The 13,718-nt window shown below is 66.2% G+C and carries 9 protein-coding genes and 2 rRNA genes; 7 read left to right on the plus strand and 4 right to left on the minus strand.

Features of this window, described 5'->3' with window-relative positions:
* The first annotated feature begins 3 nt into the window (after window positions 1-3).
* A 5S ribosomal RNA gene (gene rrf / locus CR918_RS00005) occupies window positions 4-118 on the plus strand.
* Window positions 119-250: 132 nt separating this feature from the next.
* A 5S ribosomal RNA gene (gene rrf, locus CR918_RS00010) occupies window positions 251-365 on the plus strand.
* A gap of 215 nt (window positions 366-580) precedes the next feature.
* On the opposite strand, the gene CR918_RS00015 is transcribed toward rrf (CR918_RS00010), so the two are convergent.
* Together CR918_RS00015 and CR918_RS00020 are read right to left on the minus strand one after the other, a co-directional pair.
* Window positions 581-2,296: a M28 family metallopeptidase gene (locus tag CR918_RS00015; RefSeq protein WP_099841776.1), complete on the minus strand. Its 1,716-nt coding sequence runs from the start codon at window positions 2,294-2,296 to the stop codon at window positions 581-583.
* Window positions 2,297-2,374: 78 nt separating this feature from the next.
* Window positions 2,375-3,037 (minus strand): DUF4097 family beta strand repeat-containing protein, encoded by a 663-nt coding sequence (locus CR918_RS00020; protein WP_099841777.1) that lies wholly within the window; start codon window positions 3,035-3,037, stop codon window positions 2,375-2,377.
* A gap of 169 nt (window positions 3,038-3,206) precedes the next feature.
* Between CR918_RS00020 and CR918_RS00025 the strand changes: the two genes are divergently transcribed.
* Window positions 3,207-4,436 (plus strand): murein hydrolase activator EnvC family protein, encoded by a 1,230-nt coding sequence (locus CR918_RS00025; RefSeq protein ID WP_223483365.1) that lies wholly within the window; start codon window positions 3,207-3,209, stop codon window positions 4,434-4,436.
* Window positions 4,437-4,543: 107 nt separating this feature from the next.
* Window positions 4,544-6,025 carry a S41 family peptidase gene (locus tag CR918_RS00030; protein WP_080150755.1) on the plus strand — a complete coding sequence of 494 codons (1,482 nt, stop codon included), beginning with the start codon at window positions 4,544-4,546 and terminating at the stop codon, window positions 6,023-6,025.
* 86 nt (window positions 6,026-6,111) lie between these two features.
* Here the strand turns inward: CR918_RS00030 and CR918_RS00035 are convergent, their stop codons facing one another.
* Window positions 6,112-6,804 (minus strand): rhomboid family intramembrane serine protease, encoded by a 693-nt coding sequence (locus CR918_RS00035; RefSeq protein WP_025878304.1) that lies wholly within the window; start codon window positions 6,802-6,804, stop codon window positions 6,112-6,114.
* Window positions 6,805-7,030: 226 nt separating this feature from the next.
* Between CR918_RS00035 and CR918_RS00040 the strand changes: the two genes are divergently transcribed.
* From CR918_RS00040 to CR918_RS00050, 3 genes are all read left to right on the plus strand, one after another.
* The gene (locus CR918_RS00040) at window positions 7,031-8,458 is read left to right on the plus strand and encodes an outer membrane protein transport protein (protein ID WP_025878303.1); all 1,428 of its coding nucleotides are present in this window, start codon (window positions 7,031-7,033) and stop codon (window positions 8,456-8,458) included.
* A gap of 140 nt (window positions 8,459-8,598) precedes the next feature.
* Window positions 8,599-9,207 carry a nicotinamide riboside transporter PnuC gene (pnuC, locus tag CR918_RS00045; protein ID WP_025878300.1) on the plus strand — a complete coding sequence of 203 codons (609 nt, stop codon included), beginning with the start codon at window positions 8,599-8,601 and terminating at the stop codon, window positions 9,205-9,207.
* A complete protein-coding gene (locus tag CR918_RS00050) occupies window positions 9,194-10,264 on the plus strand; it encodes an AAA family ATPase (RefSeq protein WP_099841778.1) in 1,071 nt (356 codons plus the stop codon). Before pnuC ends, CR918_RS00050 begins: the two co-directional genes overlap by 14 nt.
* A gap of 88 nt (window positions 10,265-10,352) precedes the next feature.
* On the opposite strand, the gene putA is transcribed toward CR918_RS00050, so the two are convergent.
* Window positions 10,353-13,571, minus strand: a complete 3,219-nt coding sequence (gene putA / locus CR918_RS00055; RefSeq protein WP_099841779.1) for a bifunctional proline dehydrogenase/L-glutamate gamma-semialdehyde dehydrogenase PutA — start codon at window positions 13,569-13,571, stop codon at window positions 10,353-10,355.
* Between the last annotated feature and the right edge of the window lie 147 nt (window positions 13,572-13,718).

Below are 13,718 nucleotides of genomic sequence, written 5' to 3' on the forward strand. Positions count from 1 at the left end.
CTCCCTGGTGAAATTAGCGCTATGGAACCACCCGATCCCATCCCGAACTCGGAAGTGAAACGTAGCTGCGCCGATGGTAGTGTGGCCTAAGCCATGCGAGAGTAGGTCATCGCCAGGGTTTATACCCAAAAACCCCGCTGCTCACGCAGCGGGGTTTTTTCTATTAAGTGAAGGCTCTGCTTTTTTGAGTTCCTTCCGCCCCAAGGGCAAGTACGCGAGCTGGCGCTGCAAGCGCTGCTGCAACCGTCTCCCTGGTGAAATTAGCGCTATGGAACCACCCGATCCCATCCCGAACTCGGAAGTGAAACGTAGCTGCGCCGATGGTAGTGTGGCCTAAGCCATGCGAGAGTAGGTCATCGCCAGGGTTTACATCCAAAAACCCCGCTGCTCACGCAGCGGGGTTTTTTTTTGCGCGCGAGAAACCGAAGGTAGTGCCGGCCGGTGGCCGGCAACCTCATGAACATCACGCGGCTGCACGTGCCAGCCGGCCAGCGGCCGGCACTACCGGGTCCCAGCACTCACGCACAAAAAAGCGGCGCCCAAGGGCGCCGCCTTCTTTGGAACTCAACGGCTGGGGGACTTACTTCGCCGCAGCGGCCGGTGCCTTGGCCTTCATCATCGTGTCGCGGGCAGCCTTGAACGGATTGCCTTCGTACCAGTTGGGCCAACGATCGCCGCCGGCCAGTTCCTTGCCGACGCCATACATCAGCTGCAGGTCCTCGACCGTGCCATCCAGCTTCCAGGTGGCCGGGTCATACTCGTCCTTCGGGCCGTGGTAACGGTTGGAACCGTAGTCGGCGGCCGCCTTGCGGCCAGCCTCGACACCGCCGTCGCGCAGGTCCTCACCGCCGTCGGCGTACAGCGCCGGCACACCCGCCTTGGCGAAGTTGAAGTGATCCGAACGGAAGTAGAAGCCGCTCTGCACCGAGGTCTCGCCGTGCAGGGTGCGATCCTGGGCTGCAGCCAGCGGCTTGAGGATGTCTTCCAGCTCCGAACTGCCGAAGCCGGTCACCGTCACGTCCTTGGCACGACCGGCCACCGACATCGCATCGATGTTGATGACACCAGCGATCTTGTCCAGCGGGAAGGTCGGGTGGGCGACGTAGTACTTCGAACCCAGCAGGCCGGATTCTTCCAGGGTCACCGCCAGGAACGCCACCGAACGTTCCGGCTTCGGTTCCTGATGGGCCATCGCTTCGGCCACCTCAAGGATGCCGGCCACGCCGGTCGCGTTGTCGACGGCACCGTTGTAGATGTTGTCGCCCTGTTCGCCCTCGTGCTTGCCGAGGTGATCCCAGTGCGCCATGTACAGCACGGCCTCGTCGGCACGCTTGCTGCCAGGCAGCACGCCCACCACGTTGCGCGACTGCTTCTGCGCGACCTTGCTTTTCAGGTCCACCGAAGCGGTTGCCTTCAGCGGTACCGGCTTGAAGCCGGGCTTGCTGGCGTCCTTGTAGGCCCGGTCCAGATCCAGCCCGGCGCCGGCGAACAGGGCCTTGGCCGCGTCGGCGCTCAACCAGCCCTGTACCGGCAGGCGCGGCTCCGCATCGTCCTTGGCCGGCAGGTCGTACTGCGGGCCGGTCCAGGAGTTCTTCACCACGTCCCAGCCGTACGAAGCGCCTGCGGTGTCATGCACGATCAGCGCGGCAGCAGCTCCCTTGCGCGCAGCTTCCTCGAACTTGTAGGTCCAGCGGCCGTAGTAGGTCATGCGCTTGCCGTCGAACAGCTTTTCGTCATCGACATGGAAGCCTGGGTCGTTGACGAACATGACCACCGTCTTGCCCTTCCAGTCCTGGCCGGCGTAATCGTTCCACTTCTGCTCCGGCGCATCCACGCCGTAGCCGACGAAGACGAGGTCGCTGGCATCGACCTTCACTTCTGTCTGGCCGGTACGGGTGCCCACCACCATGTCGGTGCCGAACTTCAGTTCGCGGGTCTTGCCGCCCTGGGTGAGGGTGAGCACGGTCGATTCATCGGCCGTGGTCTCGGTCATCGGCACGTCCTGGAACCAGCTGTCGCCGTTGCCGGGCTGCAGGCCGATGCGCTGCATCTGGTCGCGGATGTAGTTGACCGTCAGTTCTTCGCCCTTGCTGCCGGGCGAGCGGCCTTCGAACTCGTCAGAGGCCAGGGTCTTCACCATCTCGGCGAAGTCGGCGGCGTTGATCGCCGCTGAGAAGGTGTGCGTGGCCGGCTTGGCGGCGCTGTCGACGCTGGGCGCCGGAGCCGGGGTGTCTTCGCCTTTGCAGGCGCTGAGCGCGGCCGCGGCGGCCAGGCACAGGAGGAGTTTGCGGGGCATCATCGGTTCCTGGAAACACAAGGGACGGCCACGCAGCACGCGCGACCGGTAGCGGGGAGTATCGCCCAAGCCGCAGGCTCAGTCGGCCGGGGCGGTATCGGTATCGAAGGGGATCGGATCGGCGCCGGTGACCGGGCCGATGCGCGCACTGCGGTGGACGTACAGCACCACCTCGCGCTCGAACAGCAGGCTGCCGTTGACCACGGCATTCGGCCCGATGATGACCCGCGGCTTGCGACTGGCCGTCAGCGAGACACTGAAGTTCGGCTTGCGCACATGCACGCCACCGCCGACCTGTGAGCCGATGCCGACGGTGATGTCGCCGTTGACGGTCTCCACGTCCTTGCGCACGCGGCTGCCGACCAGGCCGATACCACCGTTGACGGTTTCCACGCCGCCTTCGATCTGGCTGCCCTGGTCGCTGAAGACGCTGCCGTTGACCGTGCTGACATCGCCGTGGGCCGTCACTTCGCGACCCAGGCGGATGCCGCCGTTGACGGTCTCGATGCTGCCCGTGCGCGCACGATCGGCGACCTTGACGCCGCCGTTGACGGTGTCGATGCTGCCGGTTTCCACGCCTTCGCCGACACGGATGCCACCATTGACGGTGTCCAGCTTGCCGTAGCGCTGGCCCGGATCGGCGCTGATGCTGCCGTTGACCTTGCTCACGTCTGCCTGGGCCCAGGCCGGGCCACTGGCCAGCGCAATGCTCAACAGCAGCGGAATGGAGAGAGCTTTCATGGGAACCTCGTTGTTGTGCGGCTGGCAGGCCGCGTGCGGAGATGTCACCATTCCCTGCACGTCTCCGCATCTGCCTGAAGTCACTGGAAAGCCCTTGCGCAACAACGTCTTCCCCTCACGCCGGCATCACATCGCCACCCTGCGCGGTGGACGTTGCCTGTTGCTGGGAATGGCGCTGGCCCTGGCGCTGCCATTGCCGGGTGCGGCGCAGACCTCTTCGGCCCGCGAGGCCGAGCGCAAGCTGCAGAAGCTGCGCACCGAACTGAAGGGCGTGGCGCAGGAGCGCCGGCAGATCGAGGGCCAGCGCGGACAGGCGTCGCAGCAGCTGCGCGAGGCCGATGAAAAGGTGGCACGCAGTGGTCGTGCGCTGGCCCAGACCGAATCGGCGCTGCGCGAGCAGACCCAGGCGCTGGCCCAGGCCGAACAGCGGCGCAATGCACTGCAGTCCAACCTGGAAAAGCAGAATCGCGAACTGGCCGGACTGCTGCGTGCGGCCTACCAGCTTGGCAACCACGCGCCGTTGAAGCTGCTGCTTTCGCAGGACACGGTGGCCGATGCCAACCGTGCGCTGGCCTATCACCGCTACCTGCAGCGCGAGCGCGCGCAGCGTATCACCACGCTGACGGCCGACCTCAAGGAACTGGAGACGCTGCAGGCACAGATCGCCCAGCGCCAACAGCAGTTGCAGGGCACTCACCGCGACCAGAAGCAGCAGGTCGCCACGCTCGCGTCGGACCGTCGCGAGCGTGCGCAGACCGTCGCTTCGCTGGAAGAGCGCTTCAAGGACAAGCGCGAGAAGGAACAGGCACTGGGCCAGGACGCCAAGGCGCTGGAAACCCTGCTGGCCAACCTGCGCGCTGCCGCGGCCCGTGCCGAGGCCGAGCGCCGTGCCGCCGCCCGCAAGGCCGCTGCGGAGAAGGCCGCTGCCGAAAAGGCCGCACGCCAGGCCAAGGCCGAAGGCCGTCCGGCACCGGCAACCAAGATCCCGCCGGCCGTGGCGTCGGCACCAGCGCCCAAGGTGGGTGGCCTGGGCTGGCCACTGTCGGGCAATCTGCTGGCCCGCTATGGCGGCAAGCTGCCGGATGGCCGTACCAGCAGTGGCGTGTTGATCGGCGCCCCCGCCGGAAGCACCGTCACCGCCGTGGCCGACGGTACGGTGGTGTTCTCCGATTGGATGACCGGCTACGGCATGATCCTGATCGTCGACCATGGCAACGGCTACATGAGCCTGTACGCGCACAACGACACCCTGCTGAAGGATGCCGGTGCGCGGGTCAGCCGTGGCGATGCAGTGGCCAAGGTCGGCAACTCCGGTGGCCAGGGCGTGACGGCGCTGTACTTCGAACTGCGCCGCGGCGGGCAACCGGTCAATCCGGACAGCTGGCTGCAGCGGCGCTGAATTCCGCCTGGCCGCAGCAGGGCGGATTCAACGGGAATTTAGCCACGCTTCGCGCATAATCGGTGCATGTGCCTTGGGCACGATGCCATCGTCGACAGGAGTGATCCATGCGCGCAGCCCGTACCGCCACCCTCTTGCTGGCTCTGTTGCCGGCCCTGTCCTGGGCACAGCAGACCGCCCCCGTCCCGTTGAAGGAAACTCCCGGGAAGGCGGCGAGCAGCGAGGAGGCGGTGACCTCGAAGGTGCCGCTGGACGATATCCGGCGCTTCGTGGCCGTCTACAACGCGGTGCGCGCGGCCTACGTCGATCCGGTCGATGACAACAAGCTGATGCAGTCGGCTGTGCGTGGCCTGCTGCTCGACCTCGATCCGCACAGCACCTACTTCAACAAGGAAGATGCCGAGGCGTTCGACGAACAGGCCAATGGCGCCTATGAAGGCATCGGCGTGGAGCTGCAGCAGCAGCCGGACAACGCCAGCATGAAGGTGATCTCGCCGATCGACGACACGCCGGCGGCCAAGGCCGGCATCCTCGCCGGCGATCTGATCATCGCCATCGATGGCAAGCCGATCAGCGCGATCGACGCCAGCGAACCACTGCGCGGCCCGGCGGGCAGCAAGGTGGTGCTGACCATCGTCCGCGACGGCAAGCCCAAGCCCTTCGACGTCAGCCTGACCCGGCAGACGATCCGCGTGACCAGCGTGCGCAGCCGCCTGCTGGAACCGGGTTATGGCTACATCCGCCTGAGCACGTTCCAGGCCGACACCGGCTCTGATTTCCAGAAGCACCTGCAGCAGCTGCAGAAGCAGTCCGGCGGCAACCTCAAGGGGCTGGTGCTGGATCTGCGCAGCAATCCGGGTGGTCTGCTGACCGCTGCGGTGCAGGTGGCCGATGATCTGCTCGACAAGGGCAACATCGTCAGCACCCGCGGCCGCATCAGCATCAGCGATGCACGCTTCGACGCAACCCCGGGCGACCTGCTGAAGGGCGCGCCAGTGGTGGTATTGGTCGATGCCGGTTCGGCCAGTGCATCGGAAGTGCTGGCCGGCGCACTGCGCGACAACAAGCGCGCGCGCGTGATCGGCAGCCGCACCTTCGGCAAGGGCTCGGTGCAGACTGTGCTGCCGCTGGACAACGGCGATTCGGTGAAGCTGACCACGGCGCGCTACTACACACCCAGCGGTAAATCGATCCAGGCCACCGGTATCGTGCCGGAAGTGGAACTGAAGGCAGCACCGCGTCCGGAAGACGAGGCATTGCCGGCCAGCCTGAGTGACTACAGTGAGGCGACGCTGCCGGGCCACCTGCGCGGTGATGAGGAAGGCACCGAGGGCTACCACGCAGGCGCCGTGTTGCCGGGCGATGGCCCGATCAACGATGCACTGGCCGAACTGAAGAACCCGGGTTCGGTTGCGGCGCGCTTGAAGGCAGAAGCTGCGAAGGCCGAAGCGGACAGGGCAGCAAAGGCCGCCGCCAAGCCTGCACCGAAGGCGGAGCCCAAAGCTGAAGCGAAGCCGGAAGCCAAGCCCGAAGCCAAGCCCGAAGCCAAGCCCGAAGCCAAGCCTGCAGAGATCCCGGCCAAGCCTTGATTGCGTAGCGTCGAGCCATGCTCGACTGATGTGCGGACACCGCCCGAGCATGGCTCGGGCGTTTCGCAGATTGCAGCAAGCGGACGCTAGAACCCGTGCCGCTTGCGCAGACGCCGCGCGATCGCCGCGCGCACGTACATGCCGTACACCACGCCGAACACGAAGCCCCCGATGTGCGCCCACCAGGCGACCATGCCGAAGGTCGGGCCGATGTAGGCGAACACCACCTGCAGCGCCGCCCACACACCGATCAGAAGATAGGCAGGGGCGCGCACGAACTCCAGGAACAGCCCCAGCGGGATCACCACGCCCAGGCGCGCGCCGGGGAACAGTGCCAGATAGGCACCGATCAGCGCCGACACCGCACCGCTGGCGCCGATGATGATCTGGTCCGGGCTGCCCATGGTGTAGATCGCGACCAGGTTGGAGATCGCCCCGCCCACCAGGAACAGCAGCAGCAACCGCCACGGGCCCAGCACCCGCTCGGCGGGCAGGCCGAAGATCAGCAGGAACACCAGGTTGCCCAGCAGGTGCGACCAGTCAGCGTGCAGGAACAGGGCGGTGAACAGGCGCAGCACGCTGCCGTCCTGCAGCGTTGCCCACCAGTCCAGCGGGTGGGTCAGGCCGGTGGACAGGGCGCCCCAGTCCAGCCACAGGCTTCCACGGGCATCGTCCGGGCGCGAGATCGACCACAGGAATGCCAGCCACAGTGCCGCAAACAGCACGGGTGTAGCCCAGCGCAGGGTCGCCTTCTTGCGCGAGGGGAGGGAGACAAACATGGCACTAGCCTAGCGTGCGGGCGCTTTTGGCGGGGAAGGAGCCTGTTCAGCTTTTGCGACGAAGAATGCGCCAGCGCTGTTATTGTTTCATTAACGGCTCTGGGTAATACTCGCATACGGCGTCGTATGTCGGGAGGGGAATCCGGCGCGCTTCGAAAGGCCATCCGGCCTGTCGGGCGCAGGCGCACTTAGAGCACCATCACCGCTTACCGGAGAGAGAACTACGATGCAAACTGCTTCTACCATTGCCCGCCTGACCCTGCTGGCCGTCGGCGTTGCCGGTGCGCTGGCCGCCGCCGACGCCAATGCCGCCGCCTTCCAGCTGAAGGAAAACAGCGCCAAGGGCCTGGGCCGCGCCTTCGCTGGTTCCACCTCTGCCGAAGGCGATGCCTCGGTGGTCGCCACCAACCCGGCCTCGATGCGCCTGCTGGAAGGCACCCAGATCCAGGGTGACGTCAGCGCCATCAGCTTCGGCGCCAAGTTCCGCGGCGAAGGCCGCTATGCCAACGGCGCTCCGATTTCCGGCGGCAACGGCGGCGACGCCGGCATGATCGCTCCGGTTCCGGCCGCGTACTTCCACGTGCCGTTCGGCGAGAAGGACAACATGCACTTCGGCGTGTCGCTGACCGTGCCGTTCGGCTTCAAGACCGAATACGACCGTGACTGGGTCGGCCGCTACAACGGCGTCAAGACCGAACTGCAGGCCATCGACCTGGGTGCGGCCTTCTCCTACGACGTCAACCCGTACCTGTCGTTCGGTGCGTCGGTGTTCGCCGAGCGCCTGAATGTCGACCTGACCAGCGCCGTTGACGGCGGTACCGCCATCAACGCCAGCGCCCAGCAACGCGCTGCCGCCGCTGCACTGGCCGCTGGCCGCACCCCGGCACAGGCCCAGGCCGCTGCCCAGGCCGCTGGCCGCCAGGCCGCACAGCTCGGCTTCTCGCCGGGTACCGCTGATGGTTACCTGCGCATCAAGGGCGACGAAGTGTCCGTCGGCTACACCCTGGGCATGACCGTCAGCCCGGTGGAAGGCACCAACATCGCCTTCAGCTACCGCTCGGAAGTCGAACACAAGATCACCGACGGCAAGGCCGACTTCACCATGACCCCGGCTGCTGCCGCGTTCCTTGCGCAGGCTGCCCCGGGCACCTTCGTCGACAGCAACGGCCGCGCGACCATCACCCTGCCGGCCAGCGCCACCGTCAGCTTCACGCACCGCGTGAATGACCAGTGGAAGATCATGGCCGACGTGTCGCGCACCGCATGGAGCAAGTTCGACGAAGTGCGCGTCGACTACGACTCCAACCAGCCCGACAGCGTGCTGCCGTTCCACTACCGCGACACCACCTTCGCTTCGATCGGTACCGAGTACCGTCTGAACGAGCAGCTGACCCTGCGTGGCGGTCTGGCCTATGACCAGACCCCGACCACCGACGCCCACCGTGACGTCCGCGTGCCGGATACCACCCGCAAGTGGCTGTCGCTGGGCCTGACCTGGGCGCCGTCGGAGAAGATGGAATACAGCGTGGGCTACACCCACCTGTTCACCAAGGATCCGAACATCAACTCGACCTCCGCTACCGCCAACAACGTTGTCGGCAAGTACAAGGTCACCGGCGACGTGCTGGCTGCGTCGATGCAGTACAAGTTCTGATTCCGGCGATTGCCTGAAGCAGTACGAAGGAGGAGGCCCCGCGCAAGCGGGGCTTTCTTTTTTCCGGGGATCTGCATCCACGCATGGCGTGGATCTACTGGAGCCATCCACGCACGTCGTGGATCCGCGACAATAGCGCGATGAACCTGTCCGATCCGAATTTCCAGCTGGAGCTGGCTGCCAACATCGCCGTTGCCGGCTCGATACTGCTGGCCGGCCGCAACAACGTGCATACGTGGTGGCTGGGCATCGTCGGCTGCGCGTTGTTCGCCGCGGTGTTCGAGCGCTCGCACCTGTACGCGGACATGGTCCTGCAGTTCTTCTTCGTGGTCATCAGCGTGTTCGGCTGGTGGCAGTGGCTGCGTGGTGACCATGGCGCGCCGTTGCCCATCACCCGCTTGCCAGCACGCGCGTGGAGCTGGCTGCTGCCGTTGGCGGTGCTGGCGACCTTCGGTTACGGCTGGATGCTGACCCGGCTGACCAATGCGTATGCGCCCTACATCGACTCGGCGGTGCTGGTGCTGAGCGTGATCGCACAGATCCTGATGATGCGGCGCAAGCTGGAATCGTGGTGGGTGTGGCTGCTGGTCAACACCATCGCGGTGCCGCTGTACTACAGCCGCGGGCTGCACCTGACCTCGATCCTGTACGTCGGTTTCTGGATCAACGCGCTGGTGGCGCTGCGTCACTGGCGGCACCTGATGCGCGCCGAAGCGGATACGGGCAGGGCGGCCGATGGCATTGCCTGAGCGGGTACCGCGCGGGTTGGTGGTCGGCAAGTTCTGCCCGCTCCACCTCGGCCACGAGCGCCTGATCGAATTTGCTTCTGCCCGCTGCACCCAGCTGCTGGTGATCGGCTGGTCGCAGCCGGGCTTTGCCGGCTACAGCGCAGAGCGCCGCGAGCGCTGGCTGCGCGCGCGCTTTCCGCAGGCGACGGTGGCGGTGCTGGATGATGCGCGGCTGGCGGCGTTGTGCAGGCAACAGGGCATTCCCGTACGTGCGCTGCCGCAGGAAAAGGACAGTGAGCAGGTGCAACGCGCGTTCACCGCATGGCTGTGCGTGGCGCTGCTTAGCGGACCGGTGCAGGCTGTTTTCACCGGTGAAGACTACGGCGATGGTTTCGCTGCAGCCCTGGCGCAGCATTTCAATGCGCCGGTGCAGCACCATCGGCTGGAGCGTTCGACCGACATCGGTCAGGCCAGTGGTACCGAACTGCGCGCCGATCCGCATGCGCATCGACAGGGCCTGAGCCGGTCGGTCTATGCCGACCATGTGCAACGGGTGGCCTTCATCGGCGGTGAGTCCACGGGCAAGAGCACGCTGGCGCGGGTGCTGGCCGAACGCCTGGGTACGGCATGGGTGCCGGAGTTCGGGCGTACGTTGTGGGAGCAGCAGGGCGGCGAGCTGCAGGCGCAGGATCTGCTGCGTATCGCTGCGACCCAGCCGCAGCACGAGCACCAGGCTGCGCAACATGCGCATCGCTGGGTGTTCTGCGATACCACGCCGTTGGTGACGCTGGGCTACAGCGGCTGGATGTTCGGCACTGCACCCGAACCACTGCAGCGGGCCGCGGCGCGTGCGTACGACCTGTTGTTCCTGTGCGCCCCGGATATCCCGTTCGAGCAGGATGGGACGCGTGTGGGCGAGGAGTTCCGCATGCGCCAACACGCGTGGTATCTGCAGCAGTTGCTGGCGCGAGGAGTGGCGTACGTGCTGCTGGAAGGCGACCTGGAGATGCGTATCGCGCGGGTGCTGGAGGAGTTGGCGAGGCGTGCGGACAACCGGTTCAGTGTGCTGGCGGAATGAGTTGCCAGGGGCTGGCAGGCCCGCATCCGCCCAACATGAAAAAACCCCGCTTTCGCGGGGTTTTTCGTTTACTGCATGACGCCTGGGATCAGTCGCCCAGGGTCAGCAGCGAGGCATTGCCGCCGGCAGCGGTGGTGTTCACCGTCACCGTCTTTTCGGTGGCGAAGCGCAGCAGGTAGTGCGGGCCGCCGGCCTTGGGGCCGGTGCCGGACAGGCCCTGGCCGCCGAACGGCTGCACGCCGACCACCGCACCGATCTGGTTGCGGTTGACGTAGACGTTGCCGACGTGGACGCCGTTGCTGATGCGGTCGACGGTTTCGTCGATGCGCGAATGCACACCCAGGGTCAGGCCATAGCCGGTGGCGTTGATCTGGTCGATCACCGCGTCGAGCTGGTCGCCCTTCCAGCGGATCACGTGCAGCACCGGCCCGAAGATTTCCTTCTGCAGCTGGCCCAGGTCTTTCAGTTCGTACGCACGCGGTGCGAAGAAGGTGCCGTTGGCCGCTTCGGCGGACAGTTCCGCCGCAGCGATCAGGCGCGCTTCGCGGTCCATGCGCACGGCGTGGTCCTGCAGGATCTTCAGTGCATCGGCGTCGATCACCGGGCCGACGTCGGTGGACAGCAGACCGGGGTTGCCGACCTTCAGTTCCTTCATCGCACCGGCCAGCATGGTCATCACCTTGTCGGCGATGTCGTCCTGCACGAACAGCACGCGCGCGGCCGAGCAGCGCTGGCCGGCCGAGGTGAAGGCCGAACCGATGGCGTCCTTGACCAGCTGTTCCGGCAGCGCCGAGGAGTCGGCGATGAAGGCGTTCTGGCCGCCGGTCTCGGCGATCAGCACGCCGATGGCGGCATCGCGTGCGGCCATCGCGCGGTTGATCGCACGGGCGGTGTCGGTGGAGCCGGTGAAGGCCACACCGGCCACGCGCGGGTCGGCGGTCAGCGTGGCGCCGACGGTAGCGCCATCGCCCGGCAGGTACTGCACCACGTCAGCCGGCACGCCGGCATCGTGCAGCAGCTTCACTGCGTAGTAGCCGATCAGGTTGGTCTGCTCGGCCGGCTTGGCGATCACGCTGTTGCCGGCGGCCAGTGCGGCAGCCACCTGGCCCAGGAAGATCGCCAGCGGGAAGTTCCACGGGCTGATGCAGACGAACACGCCGCGGCCATGCAGCTGCAGTTCGTTGGATTCGCCGGTCGGGCTGGGCAGCTTCTCGGCGTGACTGAACTGCTCGCGTGCCTGCTTGGCGTAGTAGCGCAGGAAGTCCACGGCTTCGCGTACTTCGGCGATGCCGTCGGGCAGGCTCTTGCCGGCTTCCTTCACGCACAGCGCCATGAATTCGGGCATGCGCGCTTCCAGCTGGTCGGCGGCGTGCTCGAGGATGGCGGCGCGGCTGGCGGCCGGGGTGCGGTTCCAGGCCGGCTGTGCGGCCACGGCATTGGCCAGCGCCTTCTGCACGGTGGCGGCATCGGCCGCCTGCCACTGGCCGACCACTTCACGGGTGTCGGCCGGGTTGGTCACCGGCAGCGAGGCACCGGTCGGGTTCGCGCCCGGCACCAGCGGTGCGGCCTGCCAAGGCTTCACTGCAGCGTTGAGCTGCTCGGCCAAGGCGCGCAGTTCGTTGTCGTTGGCGAGGTTGGCGCCCATGGAATTCTTCCTGTCGTGGTTCTGGCTGCGCAGCAGGTCAACCGGCAGCGGGATCTTGGGATGCGGAATCGATTCGAACGAGGACACCATCTCAACCGGATCGCGGACCAGGTCGGCGATCGGCACGCGCTCGTCGGTGATGCGGTTGACGAAGCTGGAGTTGGCGCCGTTTTCCAGCAGGCGACGCACCAGGTACGGCAGCAGGTCTTCATGCGAACCGACCGGCGCGTACACGCGGCAGGGCAGGCCAAGGCGATCGGCCGGCACTACTTCGGCGTACAGGTCATCACCCATGCCGTGCAGCTTCTGGTGCTCGTAGACGCCACCGTTGGCGATGCTGCGCACTGCGGCGATGGTGTGTGCGTTGTGCGTGGCGAACATCGGGTAGATCGCGTCGGCATGGGTAAACAGACGCTTGGCACACGCCAGATAGGACACGTCGGTGTTCTGCTTGCGGGTGAACACCGGGTAGCCGGCATAGCCTTCGATCTGCGCGCGCTTGATCTCGGCGTCCCAGTAGGCACCCTTGACCAGGCGCACCTGCAGGCGACGACCGGCGCGACGCGCCATGTCGGCCAGGTGGTCGATCGTGTACGGCGTACGCTTCTGGTAAGCCTGCACGACCACGCCGAAGCCATCCCAGCCGGCCAGCGAGGCATCGCAGAACACCTGCTCGATGATGTCCAGCGACAGTTCCAGGCGATCGGACTCTTCGGCGTCGACGGTGCAGCCGATGCCGTAGCTCTTGGCCAGCTGCGCCAGTTCCAGCACGCCGGGCACCAAGTCCTTCAGCACGCGCGCGCGCTTGGCGTGCTCGTAGCGCGGGTACAGCGCCGACAGCTTGATCGAGATGCCCGGTGCGTTGTTGACGTCGCTATCGGCACGGCCACCGCGCGCCTTGTGGTCACCACCGATGGCGTGGATCGCACGACGGTAGTCTTCCAGGTAACGCAGGGCGTCCTTCATGGTCAGCGCGCCTTCGCCGAGCATGTCGAACGAGTAGCGATAGCTGGCGCTGTCGCCCTTGTGCGAGCGTGCCAGCGCTTCGCCGATGGTGCGGCCCATGACGAACTGGTGGCCCATGATCTTCATCGCCTGGCGCACGGCCAGGCGTACCACCGGCTCACCGACGCGGCCGACCAGGCGCTTGAACGCGCTGGGTGCATCGGCGCGGGTGGCGTCGTTCATCTGCACCAGCTTGCCGGTCAGCATCAGGCCCCAGGTGGAGGCGTTGACCAGCACCGAGTCGCTGCCGCCCAGGTGTTTTTCCCAGTCGGCATCGGCCAGCTTGTCGCGGATCAGCTTGTCGGCGGTCTCCTGGTCCGGAATGCGCAGCAGCGCCTCGGCCACGCACATCAGCAGCACGCCTTCCTCGCTGCCCAGGTCGTACTGGCGCATGAAGGCTTCGATCGCGCCCTGGTCCTTGGCGCGCACACGCACCCGGGCGACCAGGTCGGCGGCCAGCGCCTGCACCTTGGCCTGCTCGTCGGCCGGCAGGCGCGCCTGCGCCAGCAGTTCGCGCACATGGCTGGCCTCGTCCTTCAGCCAACCATCGGTAATGGCCTGGCGGAACGGGTTGGGGGACGCCGGCAGTTCCGGCGACAGCAGCGCCGAGTGACGCGGGGCGTCGCTGGCGGCAATGGGAGAGGAGGGTGCGTTCATGCCGGTCCGGCCAGTGGAAAACTTGGCGATTTTAATCATTTTTTCGACTTCAGGAAGGCCCGCGCAGCCACCTTCATGAATGCTGATAGCCCCTAGCGGTGGTGGATTCAGCGTGTTCAGCAAAGTCGGGCCCTTTTGTGCCGAATT

This window comes from Stenotrophomonas indicatrix, from assembly GCF_002750975.1.
Lineage (GTDB): Bacteria > Pseudomonadota > Gammaproteobacteria > Xanthomonadales > Xanthomonadaceae > Stenotrophomonas > Stenotrophomonas indicatrix.

Excerpts from the sequence above, each read along its gene's own strand:
- CR918_RS00025 (WP_223483365.1), top strand. The coding sequence starts at position 3,207 with ATGGCGCTGGCCCTGGCGCTGCCATTGCCGGGTGCGGCGCAGACCTCT.
- CR918_RS00020 (WP_099841777.1), bottom strand. The coding sequence starts at position 3,037 with ATGAAAGCTCTCTCCATTCCGCTGCTGTTGAGCATTGCGCTGGCCAGT.
- putA (WP_099841779.1), bottom strand. The coding sequence starts at position 13,571 with ATGAACGCACCCTCCTCTCCCATTGCCGCCAGCGACGCCCCGCGTCAC.
- CR918_RS00040 (WP_025878303.1), top strand. The coding sequence starts at position 7,031 with ATGCAAACTGCTTCTACCATTGCCCGCCTGACCCTGCTGGCCGTCGGC.
- CR918_RS00050 (WP_099841778.1), top strand. The coding sequence starts at position 9,194 with ATGGCATTGCCTGAGCGGGTACCGCGCGGGTTGGTGGTCGGCAAGTTC.
- pnuC (WP_025878300.1), top strand. The coding sequence starts at position 8,599 with ATGAACCTGTCCGATCCGAATTTCCAGCTGGAGCTGGCTGCCAACATC.
- CR918_RS00035 (WP_025878304.1), bottom strand. The coding sequence starts at position 6,804 with ATGTTTGTCTCCCTCCCCTCGCGCAAGAAGGCGACCCTGCGCTGGGCT.
- CR918_RS00015 (WP_099841776.1), bottom strand. The coding sequence starts at position 2,296 with ATGCCCCGCAAACTCCTCCTGTGCCTGGCCGCCGCGGCCGCGCTCAGC.
- CR918_RS00030 (WP_080150755.1), top strand. The coding sequence starts at position 4,544 with ATGCGCGCAGCCCGTACCGCCACCCTCTTGCTGGCTCTGTTGCCGGCC.